The sequence below is a fragment of the Pseudomonas sp. FW305-96 genome (assembly GCF_058783825.1).
The window spans coordinates 1-21,954 of sequence record NZ_JBYSYW010000002.1; the positions used below are offsets into that span (position 1 = coordinate 1).

Genomic DNA, 21,954 nt, shown 5'->3' on the forward strand with positions numbered 1-21,954 from the left:
CCCAAGTGGGATCGCAAGCCACCCCCTCCCTCAATCCGCAGCACCCTCCCGCCGAGCCCTGTTGCGCCATACCCGATACGCCCGAATCCCCGCCCGGACCGAGCCGAACAGCAGTTTCTCCTCCAGCTCCCGCGCCATCCCGGAACGCACCAGCATGCGCAGGAAAGTGCCACGGGCGCGGGCGATGGCGAAATGGATGCCCTGGGCGGCGAGGGTGTCGCGTACCTCGCGCAGGGCGGCGATGCCGCTGACGTCGATGCTGGTCACCGCTTCGGCATCGAACAGCACCACCTGGGTTTTTTCCACGTTCTGCACGGCTTCGAGCAGGCGCATCTTGAAGTAGTCGGCGTTGAAGAACAGGATCGCATCGTCGAAGCGGTACACCACCAGGCCTGGCACGGTACGGGCATCCTTGTGCTGGCGCACGTCCACTTGGCCTTCGATGCCCGGCACCCAGCCAAGCACGGCGTCGGTGGGCTGATAGATGCTGTAGAGCAGGCGCAGGATGGCCAGGGTCACGGCGAACACGATGCCCGGCAACACGCCCAGGCCGAGTACGCCGACTGTGGTCAGCAGGCACAGCCAGAACTCGAAACGGCTGAGCTTGCGGATGGTCTTGAGCGACTTCACGTCGATCAACCCCCAGCCGGCCATCAGCAGCACGGCACCCAGCGCCGCCTGGGGAATCCAGGCCATGGGCGCGGTGAAGAACAGCAGGATCAAGGCGATCACCAGGGCTGCGATGATGCCCACCAGCTGGCTCTTGCCGCCGACCATGTCGTTGACCGCGGTGCGCGAGTCGGCGCCGCTGATGGCGAAGCCCTGGGAGATACCGGCGGCCAGGTTGCTCACGCCCAGGGCCAGGAACTCATGGTTGGCGTTGATCGCGTAGCCGTGGCGGGCGGCAAAGCTGCGGGCGGTGAGCATGGCGCTGCAGAAACTGATGGTGGCGATACCCAGGGCGTCGCGCAGCAGGCTCTTGGTTTCCGCAAGAGAGCTCTGTGGCCAGGCCAGCTCGGGAATGCCCGCCGGCACCGGGCCGAGGATCGCCACGCCGAAACGGTCCAGGCCGAACAGTCCGGCCAGGGCTGTGAATACCACCACGGTCACCAGCGCCGCCGGCAGCCGCGGATAGCGCCGTGGCAACCAGATCAGCAGGCCCAGGCCGGCCAGGCCAATGGCCAGCGTCAGCCAGTGGATCTCGCCCAGGCGCTGGAAGAAGTTGATCAGGCTGAGGATGAAACCGTCGCCTTCGATCTTGAAACCCACCACCTTCGACAACTGCCCGGCGAGCAGGCTCAGGCCGATGCCGTTGAGGTAGCCGATGAGGATCGGCCGCGAGAAGAAGCTGGCGATGAAGCCGGCCCGCGCCACCCCGGCGGCGATCAGCATCACGCCCACCAGCACGGTGACGATCACCGACAGCTCGGCGATGCGTTGCGGGTCGCCCATGGCCAGCGGTGCCACGGCGCCGCCGATCATGGCGCAGGTGGCGGCGTCCGGGCCGACCATCAATTGCCGTGAACTGCCGACCAGGGCATAGACCATCATCGGCAGCACGCAGGCATACAAGCCGTACTGTGGCGGCAGGCCGACGATCTGCGCATAGGCGATGGCGATGGGGATCTGGATCGCGGCCACCGACAGGCCGGCCTGCAGGTCAGCATGGAACCACTCGCGGCGGTAGTGCAGCAGGTTGGCCAGGCCCGGTAGCCAGCGGGAGAGAAACATGCGCAGTCCTTTGGATGTGTTTCACAAAGCGTAGCGGTCAGGCGCCACGAACGACTGGGCATTCAAGCCAATTGGCGCGGCGATGGCTATGGGCCAGATCAACAAAGGCACGTTGGAAACGAAAAAGCAGTCGACGCTCCTTTTGACAGAGACGACGTGGACGGAATACGAGTTGGAGCGGGAGAGTGAATCGAACGGTTATAGGGCAAACTTCGGGCAGCGGAGATGAGTGGCGAAGGAATTCGCGAGGAGCGCTTTCATTATCGTTTTGGAGTAAACTATCTGGATCGGTAGCGAATTTGCGTGCTCCGTAGTATTTTTGCGTCTGACGGCTGGCGGTATCGTTTTGCGGTGATAGTCAAAAAAATTAGCGTTTTTGGGCTTCCGGTAGAGGTTTTCCCATGCAGGTCGGTTTCAAAGCGTTAGCTACTCGGTACGGAGTTAATCCGGTACAACCTCTGCGCGTCGATTCGGCCATCGGCACCGTGCGAGCAAGCCGCGATACCGGTAGTCAAGTAGAAAACAGGTTTCCGCCCAACTATCGGCCCGACGACGATTTTGCAGGCCACTTCGAATTCGGGCTCAAATACGAGGAGATTCACCTCGAGTTCTTCGCCCGCCTGTTTGCCGTTATAGGACCCGAGCCAGTCGAAGCTTGGTGCCGGCGTTCCCCTTTTGGCCAGTACGCTCGGCGCACCGGTTTTCTATACGAGTGGCTGACGGGGCAACATCTGGATGTGCCTGATGTGACCAATGGCGCCTATATCGATGCCGTGTCGCCCGCCCACTACCTGACCCGCACGACGCCGCTTCGATCTCGCCGCTGGCGGGTCAACGACAATCTGCCAGGCACGCCTGAGTTTTGCCCGCTTATCCGGCGAACCGACACCGTGCAGCAAGCCTTGCAGTTTGACCTGAGAGCCGCTTTGGGAGAGCTCGATCAGACCTTCGGCCCCGACATCCTGATGCGGACGGCGAGTTGGTTGACGTTGAAAGAGTCGCGCGCCAGCTTTCTGATTGAAAAAGAGGAAGGCCAAGCCAGCCGCATCCAGCGCTTTGCACATGTCATCGCGCAACACTGTGGCCATATCGAAGAACCATTGAGTGACCGAAGTCTGCATCTCTTGCAGGTAGGTATTCTGGGGCACGATGCATTTGGCCTGGGGTTGCGGCGCTCCCCCGTTTTTGTAGGGCAATCCACGATGCGCGAGAACATCGTGCACTACGTCGCCCCTCATTTTGACGACCTTGCCCCGATGCTTGCTGGCCTCAACGAATTCGAGATGGCCACCCGGGGCGCCGAGTCGCTTGCGCGCGCCGCGGCATTGGCGTTCGGCTTCGTCTACATCCATCCGATGAGAGACGGAAATGGGCGAATCCACCGTTTCCTGATCAACGACACTCTGGTTCGGGATCAGGCGGTTCCGAATGGCGTGATATTGCCTGTTTCAGCGACCATTACCAGCTCGACCGAGTTCCGGGCCGGCTATGATGCGACACTGGAGCAGTTCTCCCGACCCTTCATGCGGCGGTATGCGGCATCCTGTCGCTTTGGCACGCTTGTGGCCTACGAAGACGGTACGCCGAGCAACTTCGAGTTCGACGATTACGATGATGCGCGCTTCGCCTGGCGCTATCCGGATCTGACCGCACATGTTCTCTATACCGCGCGCGTCGTCGAATACACGATTCGAACGCAGATGGCGGAAGAAGCCAGGATCCTTGTCATTTTCCAGCTCGCCCAAGAGCGTTTAAAAGATGTTGTGGAGATGCCCGACCAGGATGCAAGCCGCATCATTCGCTCGGTTAAGGAGAATGGCTGGAATGTTTCAGGCAAGCTCAAGAAGCAATATCCGCAGCTCGACGACGAGCGCCTCGCAGCGCGAATCGTGGAGGCCGTTCGGTCGGCGTTTGAAGACCGAGAAGGGCAATGAGGATTGACCTTGGCATTCTCAGCGGTGCTTTGAATTTCAAGCGCAGAAACGAAAAAAGGAGCCGAGGCTCCTTTTGACAGCGACGACGTTAATGGAACGTCGTGCGGGGAATGCGAGATGGAGCGGGTAGAGGGAATCGAACCCTCCTCAATAGCTTGGGAAGCTATAGTTTTACCAATAAACTATACCCGCTTCGAAGCCAGACTTTTTACCAGAACCCTCCTCGAATGAGAAGCCCCAAGCTTGTAAAAAAGCCTTTCGGCGGCCCGTAGCCTGCGGCTGACGAGGGCTACAGGACGCCGATGCGCTCAGATCGCCAGTGCATGCTGGCTCGGTTCCTGTGCGTAGCGTTGGCGCGATTCTCGCTGGGCCGGCTTGAGGAAGCCGAGCATGGCATTGCGGGTATCCTCGCAGGCGGTCTTGTGCTCCATGTCCAGGAAGTGGCCGGCGCCCTGGATCACGCTGAACTGGCTGCGTCCGACATGGCGGCTGAACTGGCGGGCATCCTCGACGGTGGTGTATTCGTCGCGGTCGCCATTGATGAACAACACCGGGATATCGATGTTGCGCGCGGCCTTCAGTGCCCGCTCCAGGTCGTGATCGAGCACCTGGTTGATGTGGAAGAGCATCTGCGCGTACTCATGGCTGTCCAGGCTGCTGACGTGCCGGTAGTTGAAGCGCTTGAACAGCGACGGCAGGTACTTGCCGATGGTGTCGTTGACCAGGTTGCCCACCTGGTAGCGGTCGCAGGCGGCCAGGTACTGGCAACCACGGTCCAGGTAGTCGCGCATCGGTTCGTTGATCACCGGCGAGAACGAGCTGACGATGGCCTTTTTCACCAATCGCGGCTGGTGCGCCAGGGCCAGCAGGGTGCAGGCGCCGCCCCAGGAGAACGACAGGACATGATCGGCACGGAAATGCTCGATCAACTCGAGCAGGATATGCGCCTCGGCCTCCTTGGTCAGCAACCGTTCATGACGGTTGTGGGGTTTTGACTTGCCGGCATACGGCTGGTCGTACAGCACCACGTTGAACTGCGGATGCAGGCTGCGCACTGTCTGTGCAAAGGACGCCGTGGTGGCCAAAGAGCCATTGATCAGGATGATCGTCTTCTCGGCGCCCTGCGCGCGATGGAACTCCGTGTAAACCCGGTACTGCCCTTGGATATCAAGTACAGCGATTTCTGGCCTCATGTCATCGACTCCTGGCGCAAAAAGGGTATCCGCGTCACCTGGTGGCCTGCGTGGTCGTTTGGCGGACTGGCGCCGAACCGACCGGACTGGCCATCAGGGTGCACGTGCTTTATGACAGGTAGGCATTCGCCTGGAACTGAAAACCGGTGGGCCCTTGTGTCGATCCTTGACGTTGGTGTCGACGGTATTGTTTTGGCGGGCGATTACCGTGCCCCAGGGCATCGAGACCCCGGGTGGCCGGTAAAGGGCGTCTTGGACTACGGTTGTGACTGGTTGGTCACATGCAGACCGACGAGTTAGCAGTCAAGCAGCGCGGGCAGGATCGCGCAAGTGCCGTTGGAGGAAATCTTTCGTGGGAAACCGCCGAATGCTGATCCGCTCAGACCGAGGCGATTTCCTCGTCGGTCAGCGCCCTGAACTCTCCAGGATGCAATATCGGGTCCAGTGTGATCGACCCCATGCTTTCCCGATGCAGCCCCACCACCTTGTTCTGGAAGTGTCCGAACATCCGCTTCACCTGGTGATAGCGGCCCTCGACGATGGTCAGGCGCGCGCTGCGCGGGCCGAGGATATCCAGCTGCGCGGGCAGGGTGGTGAGGTCTTCGAAGGCGAAGTAGAACCCTTCACGGAACTTGTCGATGTAGTGCGCACCAATCTCGTCCTCGGTGTGCACCAGATAGGTCTTGGGCTGCTTGGTCCGTGGCTGGGTCAGGCGCCGCGACCAGTGGCCATCATTGGTCAGGATCATCAGTCCGGTGGTGTTGTAGTCCAGGCGCCCGGCGATGTGCAGCTCATCGCGCAGCACCGCCGGTAGCAGGTCGAGCACGGTGCGGTGCTGTGGGTCCTGGGTGGCGCTGACGCAACCGCTGGGCTTGTGCAGCATCAGGTAGCGTGCCGGGCGCCCGGCCTGGTGTACCTGCTCGTCCACTTCGACGCGGCTGAATTCACGCACCTCCAACAGCGGGTCGGCGGTTGCCACGCCGTCCACGCGCACACGCCGTTGCGCCAGCAGCAGACGCACTTGCTGGCGGTTGTAGCAGGGCAGGTTGCCGAGGAATCGGTCGAGGCGCATGGTGGGCCGCTTGCAGGAAACCGGCGCGCAGTCTAACGGATCGTGCGCGCTTGCGCTGCCTTGAGCTGTGCGTCCACCTGTGCGCAGCGCGGGCACAGGCAGGCCTTGTTGCGCAGTTCGGCGGGCAGGGCTTCGATGACTGCCGAGTCGATGTCCACCTCGAAGCACCAGCAGCCTTGCGTGGCGTTGCGCGGGTCGGCCAGGCCGCATTGGTTGAGGGCGCCGCAGGCGGGGCAGCGTTGGGGGTCAGGCATGGTCGGTTCCGGGCATCTCGCTGCAGACGCGGTTGCGTCCGCCTTGTTTGGCACGATAGAGGGCGTGGTCGGCGCGGGTCAGCAGACTGTGCAGGCTGTCGCCGCGCTGCAGGGCGGACAGGCCGATGCTCGCGGTCAGGCGCAGTGGCTGGTCGGCATAGCTGAAGGTCAGCTGCTCGGTGCGCCGACGGATCTTCTCCGCCACTTCTATGGCCTGGCGGCCTTCGGCTTCACGCAGCAGCACGATGAACTCCTCGCCGCCCCAGCGGCAGAGTATATCGGACTGACGCAGGCTGCCCTGCAGCACATTGGCGAACTGGCGCAGCACTTCGTCGCCGGCCAGGTGGCCATGGGTGTCGTTGAGGGCCTTGAAATGATCGAGGTCGATCAGCAGGGCGACCAGCGGCGCGCTGTCGCGCTGGGCCTCGACCAGCGCCTGGCCGGCCAGCAGGTCGAAGCTGCGGCGGTTGGGCAGGCCGGTGAGGCTGTCGAGGGTGGCCAGCGCCTCGGCGTTGTCCTGGTGGCGCTTGACCATGGCGTTGAGCAGTGACAGCACGACCAGGGTGATCATCGCGCAGATCGCCAGGTTCAGGTACAGCGACTGGCGGATGCGCTCCAGGGCGCCGGTCTCGCGCTTGTCCACCAGCAGGTACCAGCCCAGCTCCGGCAGCAGGCGCACGTTGAGGAAGTGGCTGTGGCCGTCGTTGTCGGTGTACTCATGGCTGCCGGTGGCGGGTGTCGGCATGCGCGCCAGCAACGCCTGCCACTGGTTGCTGTCGGCCAATTGCTGGCCGGCGCGCAAGCCGTGGGGGCCACCGTCGGATCCGGTCAGCAGGACCTTGCCCTGGGCATCGGTGAACAGCACCGAACGCTGGTACCTGCGTTGATAGTCGTCGATCAGGCGTACCACCGACTCCACGCTCAAGCCCACCCCGGCGGCCCCGATGAAGCGTTGCTGGTAGTCGAGCACGCGGTGGTTGATGAACACGGTGAGCTTGTCCTGGTTGGCCATGTCCAGGTCGACATTGATCTCGTAGGGTTTGTTCGACTGGCGCAGGCGGAAGTACCAGGCGTCGCGCCAGGCATCGGGGCGTACCTGCTTGAGTACGCCCTTGGCCTGGTAGTAGGTGAGGCTGCGGTCGGAAACGAAGAAGCTGGTGCAGGTGACCTGGCTGCCCATCACTTCGCCCAGGTAGCGGGTGACGCGCGTGGTGTCCTGTTCGCCGCCCAGTACCCAGTCCCGCAGGAAGGTGTCCTGGGCCATCATCGATGAGATCAGCACCGGGCGAATCAGGTCTTTCTGGATTTCCGAATAGACCGTGTCGGAGGTCAGCGGCAGTTCGGTGTTGACGATCACGTCGCGGATCGCCCCGCGCGAGGCGTAGTAGCTCAGCAGCGAGGTGGCCAGGAAGCCGCAGGCCAGCAACAGCAGCAGGGCGAGGATCAGCGAGCGTTGCGAGAACAGGGCGGAGGGCGAAGGCATGATCTTCCCGTGAAGTGTGCCGGTGGCCACATTCTAGTGAGATGACCGAAAAATGACTGCATGTTTTTCAGGGTTATACGACCTGTTTCAATTTGTTGCAGAAATGGCACCGAACCCTGGCGCGACTGTCTTATCCAGTGTCGATGAACGCATTGCCGTCGACGCCCGCCAGCGCCGCTGTGCCGGGCACCCCTGCGGTCCAGGAGGCCGCCATGTACCCACGAATCCTGCTCATCGTCCTGCTTGGACTGCTGACATCCGCCTGCGCCCCTTACTATGCGGGCAACGGCTACTACCGCCGTGACTACTACACCAGCGATCGCTATGTTTACCCTGGCTACCGCCAGGATCGCTACTATGTGGCGCCGCAGCCACGCTATTACTACCAGCCCGCGCCGCGTTACTACCGGCCCGCACCAGTGCCACAGTACCGCCCGTATCCGGCACCCGGCGTGCAGCCGCGCTGGCAAGGCAACCCGCGCTACGACTATGGCAACCGCCAGCGCTACGACTATGGGCGCGATCGCGACCGCCACGACTATCGCAATGATGATCGCCGAGGTGATCGCTGGCATTCGAACGGGCAGGGTAATCGCGACCGTCGACCAGACGGCGGGCGAGGTGGCGAGCGGGGCTGGTCGCGTTGACCGAGTGCGGACACGCCCCGCGATGCGTCATCCCAGTTCCGCCAACGGATGCCGCCCCTCCCAGACCTTGCTGAAATGCGCCTCCACCACCGCCGCTGGCACCTGCGCCACATCCGGCCAGTGCCAGTGCGGGGTGTTGTCCTTGTCCAGCAGGCGCGCGCGCACCCCTTCGCTGAACTCCGGGTGACGGCAACAGTTCAGGCTCATCGTGTACTCCATCTGGAACACCTGGGTCAGCGAAAGGTACCGAGCCCGACGGATCTGTTCCCACACCAGGTGCGCCGTCAACGGGCAGCCCTCATGCAAGCGTTGACCCGCCGCCGCCAGCAACGGATCGGCATGCCGGGCCAGGCCGGCCAGAGCGCGCCAGGCCGCGACGGGGTCGGCCACGTCGAGCACTTCGTCGATCACGGCCCGACGTGCCAGCCATTGCCCTTCGGGAAGCTCCACGCAGGCACGGTGCTGTTCGGCCTTGAGCAGGCTGTTGAGCTGCAGGGCGGTCTGCTCCTGCCAGTTCAACTGCAACAGCTCTTCGATCAGCGCCTCCTGCTGATGCTCGCCCAGGAAGCGGTCGGCGAGGCCCAGGTCCAGCGCGTCGCGGGCATTGAGGGGCGCGCCGGTGAGCCCCAGGAACAGGCCAAGCTTGCCGGGCAGGCGGGCCAGGAACCAGCTGGCGCCAACGTCGGGATACAGGCCGATACTGATTTCGGGCATGGCCAGGCGGCTGCTGGGAGTGACGATGCGCACCGCGGCGCCTTGCAGCAGGCCCATGCCGCCGCCCAGCACATGACCATGGCCCCAGCACAGCAGAGGCTTGGGATAGGTGTGCAGGTGATAGTCGAGACGGTATTCACGGGCGAAGAAGGTCGCAGCCAGCGGTGGCACGCTACCGGGGTGTTCGCGGCAGGCCTGGACCAGGGCCCGCACGTCGCCGCCGGCACAGAAGGCCTTTGGCCCGTTGCCGCGCAGCAGCACGCAGACGATCCCGGGGTCGCTGGCCCAGCCGCGCAGCCGTTCGTCGAGCACTTCGATCATGGGCAACGTCAGGGCATTGAGCGCCTTGGGCGCGTCCAGGGTGGCGATGCCGATACGGGCGCCGTCGGCGCCGGTCAGTACCTCGCATTGAATGGACATGGGCTACCTCGCGCAAATCATCCCCTCAGTATGGCCTGCCGCGCCGAAGCTGCCGGTCGTCGGTCGGATCGATTGACAAGCCGGCCAGGCTTTCCTAGTGTCGCGGCACTTTGCTTTTGGATGCCCCCATGACCGACGATGATCGCATCAAACTCGAGCCCAGCTGGAAAGCCGCGCTGCGTGCCGAGTTCGACCAGCCCTACATGCATCAGCTACGCGAGTTCCTGCGCGGCGAATACGCCGCCGGCAAGGAGATCTACCCGCCCGGGCCATTGATCTTCAACGCCCTCAACTCCACGCCGCTGGAGCAGGTCAAGGTGGTCATCCTCGGCCAGGACCCGTACCACGGCCCGGGCCAGGCCCATGGCCTGTGCTTCTCGGTGCAGCCGGGCATCGCCGCGCCGCCGTCGCTGGTCAATATCTACAAGGAGCTGCAGCGCGACCTCAACCTGCCGATCCCCAGCCACGGCTACCTGCAAAGCTGGGCGGAGCAGGGCGTGTTGCTGCTCAACACCACCATGACCGTGGAGCGGGCCAATGCGGCTTCGCATGCGAAGAAGGGCTGGGAGTTCTTCACCGACCGGATCATCCAGGTGGTCAGCGAGCAGTGCCCGAATGTGGTGTTCCTGCTGTGGGGCGCGCATGCGCAGAGCAAGCAGAAGCTGATCGATGCCAGCAAGCACCTGGTGCTCAAGTCGGTGCACCCGTCGCCGTTGTCGGCCTACCGTGGGTTCTTTGGTTGCGGGCATTTCAGCCGCACCAACAGCTTCCTCGAGCAGCGCGGGATGGCGCCGATCAATTGGGCGTTGCCGCCGTTGTGAGCTGAAAAAGAGGGCCGCGAAGCGGCCCTTCCTGCTCAGAGCCTGGCCCACTGCCGGAACAACGGCTCGGCCAGGAACAGCACGAACAGCAAGCGCATCACCTGCAGCGCCGTTACCAGCGGCACCGACAGTTGCAAGGTCTCGGCCGTCAGGCTCATCTCGGCGATGCCCCCGGGCATCATGCCCAGCGTCAGCGAGCGCAGGTCCAGGTGCGTCAGCAGGCTCAGCGCCCAGGCCGCGCCGGCGGCGATCAACATGCACAACGCCGTGGCCAGCAGGGTGCGCCCCAGGAACGACGGCGCCCGGCGGAAGAACGCGCGGTTGAAGTGGCAGGCCAGGCCACTGCCGATCAACCACTGGCCGATCTGGCTGGCGCCGTTGGGCAGGCCGATCTGCAGGTTACCCGCCAGGCTTGCGCCGGCAGCCACCAGCAACGGCCCGAACAGCCAGGGGTTGGGTTGGCGCAGGCGTTGCCACAGCAGTGCCATGAGCACCCCAAGCGGCGCTATCAACGCCAGCCAGCCCCAGCTCACGCTGCCCGCATGGTTCAGCGGCACGCCATCGCCCAGCAGCAGTTTGAACAGCGCCGGCACGCACAGCACCACCGCCAGCACCCGCAGGCTCTGCGCCGCGGCCACCTGGCTGAGCACCGCGCCATTGCGCGCGCCGAGGTTGACCATCTCGCCCGAGCCGCCCGGCATGCTGGCGAAGAACGCCGTCGCCCGGTCTTCACCGGTGCGCCGCAGCAGCCAGACACTGATCACGCTGGACAGCGTGGTGAACAGCGCGCCGAAGAAGATCAGCGCGAAGTGGCTGGCCACCTGTTCGATCACCGCCGGGGTGAAGTGCAGGCCGATGCCGATACCGATGATCCATTGCCCGCATTTGCGGCCATTGGGGATTTCACTGAGCTGCCAGGGGGTCAGGCAGCGCACCAGGATGATCGCCAGCAAGGAGCCGACCATCCAGGGCAAGGGCCAGCCGACCTTGCTGGCGGCAAAACCGCCCGCAAGGCCGACCAGCCCGGTGGCCCAGAACAGCGGCAACGACCGGTCAGGCATCGGCCATGGCCCGGCGCTGCAGGGCACGTTTGCGCCAGCTGCGCAGCAGCGGCAGGCTCAGCATGCACACCACCAGCACCCACACGCCCATGCTGATCGGGCTCGACCAGAGGATGCCCAGTTCGCCGTTGGAGATCGACAGCGCGCGGCGCAGGTTCTGTTCCATCAAGCCGCCGAGGATGAAGCCCAGCAGGATCGGCGACAGCGGGAAGTCCAGCTTGCGCAGGATGTAGCCCATGATGCCGATGCCGACCATCAGGAACAGGTCGAAGGTGGTGGCATGCACCGCGTACACGCCGATCGCGGTGATGATCGCGATCACCGGCACCAGTGCCCAGTTCGGCACGGCGAGGATGCGGGTGAAGATGCGGATCATCGGGATGTTCAGGATCACCAGCATGATGTTGGCGATGAACAGCGAGGCGATCAGGCCCCAGACGATGTCCGGTTGCTGTTCGAACAACAGCGGGCCGGGGGTGATGTTGTACAGCGTCAGGGCGCCGATCATCACCGCAGTGGTGCCCGAGCCTGGCACGCCCAGGGTCAGCATCGGTACCAGGGCGCCGCAGCAGGAGGCGCCGATGGCGGTTTCCGGGGCTGCCAGGCCACGTGCGTCGCCCTTGCCGAACTTGCCTTTGTCGCCGGCGATGCGTTTCTCGGTCATGTACGCCACGGCACTGGCCAGGGTCGCGCCAGCGCCCGGCAACACGCCCATGAAGAAGCCGAGCAGGCCGCAACGAACGTTGACGAAGAATACCGAGGCCGCTTCCTTGAAGTTGAACAGCATGCGCCCGGTGGCCTTGACCGCCACATGGCCATGGTGGGTCTTCTCCAGCAGCAGGAGGATCTCGCTGATCGAGAACAGCCCCAGCACCAGCACCACGAACTGGATGCCGTCGGCCAGGTGCACGCTGTCACCGGTGAAGCGGTACACGCCGCTGTTGGCGTCGATGCCCACCGCCGAGAGGAACAGGCCGATCAGCGCGGCGATGAACGTCTTCAGCGGTTTGTCGCCGGCCATGCCGCCGAGGGCGACGATGGCGAACACCATCAGCACGAAGTACTCCGCCGGGCCGAAGGCGATCGCCCATTTCGCCAGCAGCGGGGCGAACAGCACCATGCCGCAGGTGGCGATGAGGGCACCGATGAACGAGCTCCAGGCCGACAGCGACAGGGCCACGCCGGCCAGGCCCTGGCGGGCCATGGGGTAGCCGTCGAGGGTGGTCATCACGGTGGAGGCTTCGCCCGGGATGTTCAGCAGGATCGAGCTGATCCGTCCGCCGTACTCGCAGCCCAGGTACACCGCGGCCAGCAGGATCAGCGCCGACTCCGGCGGCAGGCCGAGGGCGAAGGCGATGGGGATCAGCAGGGCCACGCCGTTGATCGGGCCCAGGCCCGGCAGCAGGCCGACCACGGTGCCGATCAGGGTGCCGGTCAGGGCGGTGACCAGGTTGTACGGGCTCAGGGCGACGCCGAAGCCCTGGCCCAGGTAGCTCAAGGTATCCATGTGTCAGTTCTCCAGTACGTCGAGCAGGCCGAGGGGCAGGGGGACGTCCATCACCCGGTCGAACAACCAATAGAGGAAGATGCTCATGCCCACCACCACGATGGCGCTGTGCAGCCAGCGGCCACCGTACAGGCGGGCCATGGGCAGGCCGACCAGGATGGCGCTGAGGATGAAGCCCAGCGCCTCGAAGGTGGCGGCGAAGACGATCAGCAGCCCGACGCAGGCGGTGATCTTGATCAGGGTCTCGCGGTCCAGCTCCGGTTCGTCGTCCTTGCGCACGATGGGCGTGGGGCGAATGGCCAGGTACAGCAGGCCCAGGCTCATCAGGCCGAGCATCAGCAGCGGGTAGGCGCGTGGGCCCACCGGTTCGTAGGAGAAGGCGGCCTGGTAGGGCCAGGCCATTACCGCCAGCACGGCGCACAGCGCCAGCAGGACGAGGGCGAAGAGGCGTTGCAGGATCATGGAATAAATCCTCATGGTCGAAGAGCGGGGCGTGGGAGCGGGCTTGCCCCGCGATGGGGCATCGCGGGGCAAGCCCGCTCCCACGGGGTCGATGCTTACTGGATCAACCCGAACTCACGGGCCAATGCCTTGTAGTCAGCCACCTGCTTCTTCACATAGTCGTCCAGCTCTTCGCCGGTCATGGCGAACGGGAACAGTTCGCGCTGGTCACGCAGCTTGGCGAACTCCTCGGAGGCCAGCAGCTTGTCGAACGAGGCCTTCCACCAGGCATAGTCCTCGTCGCTGACCTTCGGCCCGAGGTAGAAACCGCGCACCACCGGCCAGACGATGTCGTAGCCCTGCTCCTTGGCGGTGGGGATGTCTTTCATCTCCGGCTCGTCCAGGCGGTTCTCGGAGAACACCGCGAGGATGCGCATGTTGCCGCTCTGGATGTGCGGCATGGAGTCGGAAATATCGGTGGAACCCACCTGGATATGCCCACCGAGCAGCGCGGTGGCGATCTCGCCGCCGCCTTCCAGGGCCACGTAGCGCAGGTCGCGCGGGTTGATGCCGGCGGCCTTGGCGATCAGCGCGGTCTGCATCCAGTCCTGGCTGCCGACGGTGCCGCCGGAGCCGATCACCACCTTGCTCGGGTCTTTCTTCAGGGCCGCGACCAGGTCATCGAGGGTCTTGTAGGGCGAGTCGCTCTTTACCGCGATGGCGCCATAGCTGGTGCCGACCGCCGCCAGCCATTTCACTGCGTTCTCGTCGAAGCGGCCGAACTTGCCCTGGGCCAGGTTCAGCAGCGAACCGCTGGACCAGGCCACCAGGGTGCCGGCATCGCCTGGCCGCTGGGCAACCACGGCGTTGTAGGCTACCGCGCCGACACCGCCGGGCATGTAGGTCACGCGCATGGGCTTGCTGAGGATCTTCTCGTTGACCAGGGCGCTCTGCACCAGCTTGCAGGTCAGGTCGAAACCGCCGCCGGGCGAGGCCGGCGCGATGCATTCGGGGCGTTTGGGTTCGGCGGCCAGGGCGTTGCCGGCCAGCAGCAGGCAGCCGGTGGCCAGGACGAGGCGGCGCAGTGAAAATGTCATCGTCTATCTCCGTGAGCGTTGTTGTTATGGGTTACCACAGAGCCACGCTGTAGCTCACCAGCAGCCGCACCTCGTCCGCGTCGCGGGCGAAGTTGGAGCGGAAGGTGGCGTTGCGCAGGCGCACGGCGACGTTTTTCAACGGGCCGCTTTGTACCACGTACTTCAGTTCGGTGTTGCGTTCCCACTCCTTGCCCTCGCCGCCGGCGGCGCGGCTGACGTTGTCGCCGCTGATGTAGCGGGTCATGAAGGTCAGGCCGGGGATGCCGAGGGCGGCGAAGTTGTAGTCGTAGCGTGCCTGCCAGGAGCGCTCGTCGGCACCTGCGAAGTCATTGATCTGGACGAAGTTGACCAGGTAGGGGTCGGCGCCGTCGACGTAGGGGAAGGCGCTGTCGCCTGTGAGCTGCTGCCAGGCGCCGCTGACCTTGTGCCCGCCCAGGGTGTAGCTGAGCATGCCGTTGAAGGTGGTGTTGTCGATCTTGCCGGCCTTGGCCGCGCCGGCATCGTCGCTGATCGCCAGGCGCAGGTCGGCGCCCAGGGTGCCCGGGCCCCACGGCTGGCTGGCGAGCATGCCGATGAAGTGCTGGCGGTAGATGTCGTCGAGCTGGGCGAAGTGGTAGCTGCCGGTGATGCGGTCGGTAAACTGGTAGTCCAGGCCGCCGGTGTCGAAATGGTCGGCGCTGAAAGTGCCGCCGAAGCGACTGTTCTTGTTGTTGAGGGCCAGGTCTTCCCAGTTGGTGTCGTTGCGGTCCTTGGCTTTTTCCAGGCGGGCGCCGGTGAAGGTCAGGCCTTTGATCTCCTTCGAGGTGACCAGGCCGCCTTCGAAGGTCTGCGGCAGGATGCGCCCGTCGTTGGGCTGCAGCGTGGGCAGCTCGGGGATCAGCGTGCCGACCTTCAGTTCGGTCTGCGAGACCTTGACCTTGCCGGTCAGGCCGAGCTTGGAGTATTCGTCGGCAGCCTTGCCGTTGTCGTGGGTCGGCAGCAGGCCGGTGTCGGTGCGGTCCTTGCTGGAGTCGAGCTTGACCCCGAGCATGCCCAGCGCGTCCAGGCCGAAGCCCACGGTGCCTTCGGTATAGCCGGACTCGAAGTTGAGCATGAAACCCTGGGCCCATTCGTCGCGCTTGGATTGCTGCGCGCTGGTGCCGTCGCGGAAGTCGCGGTTGAAGTACATGTTGCGGGTTTCGAAGGTGGCCGTGCTGTCTTCGAAGAAGGCGGCCTGGCTCACGGGCGCGACACCGGCAAGGGCGAAGGCGCTGGCGAGGGCGGAAGGTCGGGCGGCGAGGGAACGGAAAGGCGCGTACGCCTGCGGCTGCGTGGACAGCATCGTCGGTGACTCCATTTATTGTTCTTATGTGTTTGCACCTTGCTGGTGCTTTTTGCGGCGCGCGGGGCGGCCGTGGTGCGATGCTAGGTAACCAACCTTTCGCTAACCTTTCAGCGTGAAAGGTTTGTTGCGAGGGCTTCACAGCACTCGCCACGGCGGTACACTCCGCGCAAAAAGCCCAGCCGAACAGGGAGAATCCGATGCGTGTGCTGCTGGTCGAAGACCATCTGCAACTGGCCGAAAGCGTGGCCCAGGCCCTCAAGAGCCAGGGCCTGACCGTGGACGTGCTGCATGACGGCGTGGCCGCCGACCTGGCCTTGGCCAGCGAGGACTATGCCGTGGCGGTGCTGGATGTCGGCCTGCCGCGCATGGACGGCTTCGAGGTGCTGGCGCGTTTGCGCGGGCGCGGCAAGACCTTGCCGGTGCTGATGCTCACCGCCCGCAGCGATGTGAAGGACCGGGTGCATGGATTGAACCTCGGTGCTGACGACTACCTGGCCAAACCCTTCGAGCTGACCGAGCTGGAAGCAAGGGTCAAGGCCTTGCTGCGGCGCAGCGTGCTCGGCGGCGAGCGCCAGCAGCGTTGCGGCCCGCTGGTCTATGACCTGGATACCCGGCGCTTCGGCCTGGATGGCGAGCCGCTGACCCTGACCCAGCGCGAACAGAGCGTGCTCGAGGCACTGATTGCCCGCCCCGGCCGGGTGATGAGCAAGGAGCAGCTGGCGGCCCAGGTGTTCGGCCTCGACGAGGAGGCCAGCCCCGACGCCATCGAGATCTACATTCACCGCCTGCGCAAGAAGCTCGACGGTCACCCGGTGGCCATCGTCACCTTCCGTGGCCTGGGCTACCTGCTCGAGCACCGCGATGCGTGACAACGGCAGCCTGCGCGGGCGCCTGCTGGGCAACCTGGCGTTGCTGCTGGTGGTGCTGATGCTGGCCAGCGGCCTGAGCGCTTACTGGAATGGCCGCGAAGCCGCCGACACCGCCTATGACCGGACCCTGCTGGCGTCGGCGCGGACCATCGCTGCCGGCCTGTCGCAGCGCGACGGCACCCTCAGCGCCGATGTGCCCTACGTGGCCCTGGACACCTTCGCCTATGACAGCGCCGGGCGCATCTACTATCAGGTGCTGGACATCCACCAGAAGCTCATCTCCGGCTACGAGCACCTGCCCCCGCCACCGCCGGGCACGCCGCGCACCGACGACTACCCGGCACTGGCGCGGTTCTACAATGCCACCTACCTGGGTCAGGACGTGCGTGTGGTCAGCCTGCTCAAGGCGGTGAGCGAACCAAACATGAACGGCATGGCCGAGATTCGCGTGGCCGAGACCGAGGAGGCGCGGGTGCGCATGGCCCGCGGGCTGATGGCCGACACCCTGCTGCGCCTGGGGATGCTGGCCTTCGGCGCGCTGATGATGGTGTGGTTCGCGGTGAGCGCCGCCCTGCGTCCCCTGGAGCGCTTGCGCACGGCGGTGGAAGAGCGCCAGCCGGACGACCTGCGCGCCTTGCCGGTGGTACAGGTGCAGCGCGAACTGGGGCCGCTGGTGCGTGCCCTCAACCATTTCACCGAGCGGCTGCGTGGCCAGTTCGAGCGCCAGGCGCAGTTCATCGCCGACGCCGCCCATGAGCTGCGCACGCCGCTGGCGGCGCTCAAGGCACGGGTCGAGCTGGGCCTGCGCTCACGGGAGCCAGAAGAATGGCGCAAGACCCTGGAGGCGGCGGCCCTGGGCACGGACCGGCTCACCCATCTGGCCAACCAGTTGCTGTCATTGGCGCGGGTGGAGAATGGCGCCCGCGCCATCGCCGAGGGCGGTGCGCAACGCCTGGACCTGAGCCAGCTGGCCCGCGAGCTGGGCATGGCCATGGCGCCGCTGGCTCATGCCCGCGGCGTTGCCCTGGCGCTCGAGGCCGAGGCGCCGGTATGGCTCAAGGGCGAGCCGACCTTGCTCAACGAGCTGCTCAGCAACCTGGTGGACAATGCCCTGGCCCACACCCCGCCAGGCGGTGACGTCGTGCTGCGGGTGCTGGCGCCGGCGGTACTTGAAGTCGAGGACGATGGGCCAGGGATTCCGCAGGATGAGCGTGAGCGGGTGTTCGAGCGCTTCTACCGGCGCAGCGCCCAGGGCAGCGGGCTGGGGCTGGCCATCGTCGGCGAGATCTGCCGGGCGCACCTGGCGCAGATCAGCCTGCATGACGGCGAGCGCGGCGGGTTGAAGGTGCGGGTGAGTTTTATCGCGGATTGATGTCGGCTATCGCGGGGTTTGTCCCGCGATCAGCCCTGTCGATTCAGCGCAACATGCTCCGCGCATCCAGCAGTTCGGCGATATCCAGCTCGGTGCCATAGGGCAGCCCCAGATGCCGGTAGGCGGGCAGGGCGGCCAGTGGCCGGATGCGCTCGCGCTGGCAGATGCAGCGGGCGATCTGGACGATATCGATGTAGTCGATCTGGTCGGTGCGCCGGTCCAGGTCCTGCACCTGGCTGGGCAGGCTGACCAGTTGCTCGGGAAACTCCCAGGCGCTAAGAATCTTGTCGCCCAGCACCGGCTGGATCTGTTCGATCACGAAATGCAGGCAGATCGGGTCGGAGAGCAACTCGTTGTGCTCCTCGGCATAGATCAGCACCGGCAACGCGCCGATCTGGTGCACCAGGCCGCCGAGGGTGGCCTGGTCGGGCTTGAGCTGGGTGTAGCGTCGGCACAGTTCATAGCTGATGCCTGCCACATCCAGGCTGTTGGCCCAGATATCACGCAGCTTGTGTTCAACCGCCGGGGCGCGGGCATGGAAGATCTGCTCGATCACCAGGCCGATGGCCAGGTTGCAGCTGTAGTTGATGCCCAGGCGCGTGATCGCGGTGTGCAGGTCGGTGACTTCGACGGCGGCGCGCAGCAACGGGCTGTTGACCACCTTGATCAGGCGTGCCGAGAGGGCGGCGTCGCGGCCGATCACCTTGCTCAAGGCGGACACGCTGATCTCGCTGTCTTCGGCGGCTTCGCGAATGCTCAGGGCGACTTCCGGAAGCGTCGGCAGGACCAGGTCGTCCCGGTCGATGGCGGCGAGCAATTGCGCTTGGACCTTCTCGGCCAGCTTGTTCATGGACTTCTCTACGGCAAAGGTGGTGCAGCCCCGGCGTAACGCCGGGGCGGGCTGGTCAGCGCTGGATTTCCCGGTCGCGGTCCAGTTCGTAAGGCAGGTCGAGCAGCGTCAGGCGCGGGCCTTCCAGGCTGCCCAAGTGCAGGTTGTCGTCCGCCACGGCATCGGCGCTGAGCACGGCCAACAGTTCGACGGCGCTGCCGGTGCTGGCGGCGATCACCACCTCGCCGACCGACGAGCCGTGTGTCGGCGAGAAGATCTCGTCGCCCGGCTCGGGTACCGCTGTCTCGGCCAGCGCCAGGCGATACTGGCGACGTTTGAGCTTGCCCAGGTACTGCATGCGGGCGACGATCTCCTGGCCGGTGTAGCAACCCTTCTTGAAGCTCACGCCATCGACGGCCTGCAGGTTGATCATCTGCGGGATGAACAGCTCGCGGGTCGGGCCCATGACCTGGCCGATGCCGGCGCGCACCTGGCCAAGCAGCCAGTCGTTGAGCGTGCCCTCTGGCAGCGCGGCGGCGAGCGTCCCGCGCACGGCGCTGGCCCGGTCGGCAGGCGCCCACAGTTCGACCCGCCCGGCCGAGGCGCGGATGGCGATCAGGCCATCATGACGTGCGGTCGCGCCGGCCTCGTCCGCCACGCTCAGGCTCAGCGCCTGCAGGGCCGCGTCGCCGTGCTGCAGGCCGAAGCGCACCCAGGCGGCGCTGTCGTCGCTCAGCGTGGCCTTGGAGAACACCGCGTACTTCTTCAGGTCGGCCAGTTGCGCCTCGAGCAGCTCGCTGGCCATGGCCAGCAGGTAGCCATTGCCCTCGGGCAGGATACGGAAGCTCGACTGCATGCGGCCCTTGACCATGCAGCGGGCACCGAGGCTCGCATGGGCTTCGCTGAGGTAGCTGATATTGCAGGTCAGTTGACCCTGCAGGAACTTGCCGGCGTCGGAGCCGCGGACGGCGAGGATGCCCTCATGGGAGAGGGAACAGAAGAAAGCGGAATCGGCCATGGGTCATCGCGGTAGCTAAAGACTGGCGGCCATCATAGAACGCCGGTAACAAAATAGGTAGGTGAGTAGACCAACGCCTTGTGCCGCTTCATTCGCTGCGCGGTATACTGCGCGACCATTCGAGGAGGGCCCCATGGTCGAACAAACTGAACTCAATCGGCTTTTCTGGCACAGCCGTCGCGGCATGCTGGAACTGGACGTGCTGCTGGTACCGTTCACCCAGGAGGTCTACCCGAGCCTGAGCGAAGCGGACCGCGAGCTGTACCGTCGCCTGCTGACCTGCGAGGACCAGGACATGTTCGGCTGGTTCATGGAGCGCAGCGAGTCCGAAGATCCGGAGTTGCAGCGCATGGTCCGCATCATCCTGGACCGTGTCCAGCCCAAGTGAAGCATTCGAGTGCCGTTGGCAGGGCTCGCGCCTGCTGCTGACGGCCTATCTCGCCTGCCAGGCGCTGGCGCTCATCGCCAGCGTTGTGGTCGCGTTGCCCGGTTGGCCAAAGGGCCTGCTGGTCATTGCCTGTCTTGCCCACGCCTGGTGGGCCATCCCCCGCCGGATCCTGCTGTCCCACCCTGGCGCCGTCACCGGCCTGCGTCGGGAGCCGCGTGGCTGGCATATATACAGTCGTGCCCGGGGTTGGCAACCGGTGCGCCTGTGCCGTGACAGCGTTGCCTTGCCCGCGGTGGTAGTGCTGCGCTTCGTGCGCAAGGGGCAATGGTTCAGCCAGAGCCAGTGCATCCCCAAGGACGCCCTGGCGCAGGAACAGCATCGAAGGCTGCGGGTGCGGCTGAAGTTCAGCCGGCGCCGCTGGGCCGCGCCGGCCTGAAGGGTCAGACCCCCTGCGGGATCTCTTCGCCGCCGAGTGCTTCGAACAGCACCGGCAGGAACTCGGTGAAGGTCATCATCATCAGCAGGAAGCTGGCGTCGAACTGTTGCTGGGCTTCGTCACCACCATCCTGCTCGGCCTGCTCTTGCAGCAGCTCCTCGAACTTCAGGCGCTTGATCACCATCTTGTCGTCGAGCACGAACGACAGTTTGTCCTGCCAGGCCAGGGCCAGTTGGGTGACCACCTTGCCGGTGCTCAGGTGCAGCTGGATTTCCTCGCCGGTCAGGTCCTGACGCTTGCAGCGCACGATGCCACCGTCTTCGGCGGTGTCGCGCAGTTCGCATTCGTCGAGGACGTAGAAACCTTCGGCGGCCTGTTGCGACTTGACCCAGTCGGTCATGGTCGCGCTTGGCGCGATCTTCACGGTGGCCGGGCGCACCGGCAGCGAACCGATCACTTCACGCAGGGTCGACAGCAGGTCCTCGGCGCGCTTGGCGCTGGCCGAGTTGACCAGGATCATGCCCAGGCGCGGGGCGATGGCGGCGAAGATCATCGAACGACGAATGAAAGCGCGCGGCAGGAAGGCCTGGATGATCTCGTCCTTGATCTGGTCGCGTTCCTTCTTGTAGACCTTGCGCATCTGCTCGGCCTCGATCTCCTCGACCTTCTCCTTGACCGCGTCGTTGACCACGCTGCTGGGCAGGATGCGCTCTTCTTTACGTGCGGCGATCAGCATGAATTCGCCACTGACGTGAACCAGGGGGGCATCCTCGCCCTTGCCGAACGGTGCGACGAAGCCGTAGGTGGTCAGTTCCTGGCTGGCGCAGGGGCGGGCCGGCTTGCTGGCCAGGGCGGCCTCCAGGGCCTCGGCCTCGAACGGTACTTCCTGGGTCAGGCGATAGGACAGCAGGTTCTTGAACCACATGAGGGGGAATCTCTCCTTAATACATAAGGCGGGCATTATTCTCCGAGCGACGGTTCCAGGCCAACCCTGTCAGAGGGCCAGCAGTCCTATATAGAGGAAGAAAATCGCGGCGCGGCTAGGTCTTTGAAAGGCCTGGAAATTTTTTTCAAATATTTTGAAAAAAGTGCTTGCCAGGGTAGGAGGTCCTCCGTAGAATGCGCGCCACACCGAGACGAAGGGTGATTAGCTCAGCCGGGAGAGCATCTGCCTTACAAGCAGAGGGTCGGCGGTTCGATCCCGTCATCACCCACCACTCGATGTATAGCGCGGCGGTAGTTCAGTCGGTTAGAATACCGGCCTGTCACGCCGGGGGTCGCGGGTTCGAGTCCCGTCCGCCGCGCCATATTAAGCTTCCAGGGCCCACTGAACACCCGGAAGC

The 21,954-nt window shown here is 64.8% G+C and carries 21 protein-coding genes and 3 tRNA genes; 9 read left to right on the forward strand and 15 right to left on the reverse strand.

Going from position 1 to position 21,954, the window contains the following annotated elements:
• Nucleotides 1-30 precede the first annotated feature (30 nt).
• The gene (locus AC3WL2_RS01365) at nucleotides 31-1,731 is read right to left on the reverse strand and encodes a SulP family inorganic anion transporter (protein ID WP_102681570.1); all 1,701 of its coding nucleotides are present in this window, start codon (nucleotides 1,729-1,731) and stop codon (nucleotides 31-33) included.
• A 401-nt stretch (nucleotides 1,732-2,132) separates the two neighbouring features.
• On the opposite strand from AC3WL2_RS01365, the gene AC3WL2_RS01370 reads away from it, so the two are divergent.
• Nucleotides 2,133-3,665 (forward strand): Fic family protein, encoded by a 1,533-nt coding sequence (locus tag AC3WL2_RS01370; RefSeq protein WP_102681571.1) that lies wholly within the window; start codon nucleotides 2,133-2,135, stop codon nucleotides 3,663-3,665.
• 118 nt (nucleotides 3,666-3,783) lie between these two features.
• Here AC3WL2_RS01370 and AC3WL2_RS01375 read toward each other — a convergent pair.
• The 5 genes from AC3WL2_RS01375 to AC3WL2_RS01395 form a co-directional block, all read right to left on the reverse strand.
• A tRNA-Gly gene (locus AC3WL2_RS01375) sits at nucleotides 3,784-3,857 on the reverse strand.
• Between the two features lie 116 nt (nucleotides 3,858-3,973).
• Complete coding sequence (locus AC3WL2_RS01380; RefSeq protein ID WP_102681572.1) at nucleotides 3,974-4,858, reverse strand: alpha/beta fold hydrolase; 885 nt, start codon at nucleotides 4,856-4,858, stop codon at nucleotides 3,974-3,976.
• 379 nt (nucleotides 4,859-5,237) lie between these two features.
• The gene (locus tag AC3WL2_RS01385; RefSeq protein ID WP_102681573.1) at nucleotides 5,238-5,930 is read right to left on the reverse strand and encodes a pseudouridine synthase; all 693 of its coding nucleotides are present in this window, start codon (nucleotides 5,928-5,930) and stop codon (nucleotides 5,238-5,240) included.
• A gap of 32 nt (nucleotides 5,931-5,962) precedes the next feature.
• The gene (locus AC3WL2_RS01390) at nucleotides 5,963-6,184 is read right to left on the reverse strand and encodes a cysteine-rich CWC family protein (RefSeq protein WP_102681574.1); all 222 of its coding nucleotides are present in this window, start codon (nucleotides 6,182-6,184) and stop codon (nucleotides 5,963-5,965) included.
• Nucleotides 6,177-7,667, reverse strand: a complete 1,491-nt coding sequence (locus AC3WL2_RS01395; RefSeq protein WP_102681575.1) for a sensor domain-containing diguanylate cyclase — start codon at nucleotides 7,665-7,667, stop codon at nucleotides 6,177-6,179. The genes AC3WL2_RS01390 and AC3WL2_RS01395 overlap by 8 nt, the downstream gene beginning before the upstream one ends.
• A gap of 212 nt (nucleotides 7,668-7,879) precedes the next feature.
• Between AC3WL2_RS01395 and AC3WL2_RS01400 the strand changes: the two genes are divergently transcribed.
• Nucleotides 7,880-8,314, forward strand: coding sequence for a hypothetical protein (locus AC3WL2_RS01400; protein WP_102681576.1), 435 nt, complete (start codon nucleotides 7,880-7,882; stop codon nucleotides 8,312-8,314).
• Between the two features lie 27 nt (nucleotides 8,315-8,341).
• Here AC3WL2_RS01400 and dspII read toward each other — a convergent pair whose 3' ends face one another.
• Complete coding sequence (gene dspII / locus AC3WL2_RS01405) at nucleotides 8,342-9,448, reverse strand: enoyl-CoA hydratase/isomerase DspII (RefSeq protein WP_102681577.1); 1,107 nt, start codon at nucleotides 9,446-9,448, stop codon at nucleotides 8,342-8,344.
• A 128-nt stretch (nucleotides 9,449-9,576) separates the two neighbouring features.
• On the opposite strand from dspII, the gene ung reads away from it, so the two are divergent.
• Nucleotides 9,577-10,269: a uracil-DNA glycosylase gene (gene ung / locus AC3WL2_RS01410; RefSeq protein WP_102681578.1), complete on the forward strand. Its 693-nt coding sequence runs from the start codon at nucleotides 9,577-9,579 to the stop codon at nucleotides 10,267-10,269.
• 35 nt (nucleotides 10,270-10,304) lie between these two features.
• Here the strand turns inward: ung and AC3WL2_RS01415 are convergent, their stop codons facing one another.
• The 5 genes from AC3WL2_RS01415 to AC3WL2_RS01435 all read right to left on the reverse strand — a co-directional run bounded on the left by AC3WL2_RS01415 (nucleotide 10,305) and on the right by AC3WL2_RS01435 (nucleotide 15,696).
• Complete coding sequence (locus AC3WL2_RS01415) at nucleotides 10,305-11,330, reverse strand: AbrB family transcriptional regulator (protein WP_102681579.1); 1,026 nt, start codon at nucleotides 11,328-11,330, stop codon at nucleotides 10,305-10,307.
• Entirely contained in the window at nucleotides 11,323-12,837 is a 1,515-nt protein-coding gene (locus tag AC3WL2_RS01420) for a tripartite tricarboxylate transporter permease (RefSeq protein WP_102681580.1), read from the reverse strand. The genes AC3WL2_RS01415 and AC3WL2_RS01420 overlap by 8 nt, the downstream gene beginning before the upstream one ends.
• Nucleotides 12,838-12,840: 3 nt before the next feature.
• Nucleotides 12,841-13,299, reverse strand: coding sequence for a tripartite tricarboxylate transporter TctB family protein (locus AC3WL2_RS01425; protein ID WP_102681581.1), 459 nt, complete (start codon nucleotides 13,297-13,299; stop codon nucleotides 12,841-12,843).
• 95 nt (nucleotides 13,300-13,394) lie between these two features.
• Complete coding sequence (locus tag AC3WL2_RS01430; RefSeq protein WP_102681582.1) at nucleotides 13,395-14,375, reverse strand: Bug family tripartite tricarboxylate transporter substrate binding protein; 981 nt, start codon at nucleotides 14,373-14,375, stop codon at nucleotides 13,395-13,397.
• Between the two features lie 31 nt (nucleotides 14,376-14,406).
• On the reverse strand, nucleotides 14,407-15,696 hold the full coding sequence (locus AC3WL2_RS01435; RefSeq protein ID WP_102681583.1) for an OprD family porin: 1,290 nt from the start codon (nucleotides 15,694-15,696) through the stop codon (nucleotides 14,407-14,409).
• Between the two features lie 200 nt (nucleotides 15,697-15,896).
• Between AC3WL2_RS01435 and AC3WL2_RS01440 the strand changes: the two genes are divergently transcribed.
• Both AC3WL2_RS01440 and AC3WL2_RS01445 read left to right on the forward strand, forming a co-directional pair.
• Complete coding sequence (locus AC3WL2_RS01440; RefSeq protein WP_038705540.1) at nucleotides 15,897-16,568, forward strand: response regulator; 672 nt, start codon at nucleotides 15,897-15,899, stop codon at nucleotides 16,566-16,568.
• Entirely contained in the window at nucleotides 16,561-17,940 is a 1,380-nt protein-coding gene (locus AC3WL2_RS01445) for a sensor histidine kinase (RefSeq protein WP_102681584.1), read from the forward strand. The genes AC3WL2_RS01440 and AC3WL2_RS01445 overlap by 8 nt, the downstream gene beginning before the upstream one ends.
• Nucleotides 17,941-17,983: 43 nt before the next feature.
• On the opposite strand, the gene AC3WL2_RS01450 is transcribed toward AC3WL2_RS01445, so the two are convergent.
• The gene (locus AC3WL2_RS01450; protein ID WP_102681585.1) at nucleotides 17,984-18,790 is read right to left on the reverse strand and encodes an HDOD domain-containing protein; all 807 of its coding nucleotides are present in this window, start codon (nucleotides 18,788-18,790) and stop codon (nucleotides 17,984-17,986) included.
• 55 nt (nucleotides 18,791-18,845) lie between these two features.
• Nucleotides 18,846-19,787, reverse strand: coding sequence for a CAF17-like 4Fe-4S cluster assembly/insertion protein YgfZ (gene ygfZ, locus AC3WL2_RS01455; protein ID WP_102681586.1), 942 nt, complete (start codon nucleotides 19,785-19,787; stop codon nucleotides 18,846-18,848).
• A gap of 133 nt (nucleotides 19,788-19,920) precedes the next feature.
• Between ygfZ and AC3WL2_RS01460 the strand changes: the two genes are divergently transcribed.
• Both AC3WL2_RS01460 and AC3WL2_RS01465 read left to right on the forward strand, forming a co-directional pair.
• The gene (locus AC3WL2_RS01460) at nucleotides 19,921-20,175 is read left to right on the forward strand and encodes an FAD assembly factor SdhE (protein ID WP_028690159.1); all 255 of its coding nucleotides are present in this window, start codon (nucleotides 19,921-19,923) and stop codon (nucleotides 20,173-20,175) included.
• Nucleotides 20,159-20,611, forward strand: coding sequence for a protein YgfX (locus tag AC3WL2_RS01465; RefSeq protein ID WP_102681587.1), 453 nt, complete (start codon nucleotides 20,159-20,161; stop codon nucleotides 20,609-20,611). Before AC3WL2_RS01460 ends, AC3WL2_RS01465 begins: the two co-directional genes overlap by 17 nt.
• A gap of 4 nt (nucleotides 20,612-20,615) precedes the next feature.
• On the opposite strand, the gene rdgC is transcribed toward AC3WL2_RS01465, so the two are convergent.
• Nucleotides 20,616-21,536 carry a recombination-associated protein RdgC gene (rdgC, locus tag AC3WL2_RS01470; protein ID WP_023631647.1) on the reverse strand — a complete coding sequence of 307 codons (921 nt, stop codon included), beginning with the start codon at nucleotides 21,534-21,536 and terminating at the stop codon, nucleotides 20,616-20,618.
• A 216-nt stretch (nucleotides 21,537-21,752) separates the two neighbouring features.
• Between rdgC and AC3WL2_RS01475 the strand changes: the two genes are divergently transcribed.
• Together AC3WL2_RS01475 and AC3WL2_RS01480 are read left to right on the forward strand one after the other, a co-directional pair.
• Nucleotides 21,753-21,828, forward strand: a tRNA-Val gene (locus AC3WL2_RS01475).
• A gap of 13 nt (nucleotides 21,829-21,841) precedes the next feature.
• Nucleotides 21,842-21,918 (forward strand) — tRNA-Asp (locus tag AC3WL2_RS01480).
• Nucleotides 21,919-21,954 lie beyond the last annotated feature (36 nt).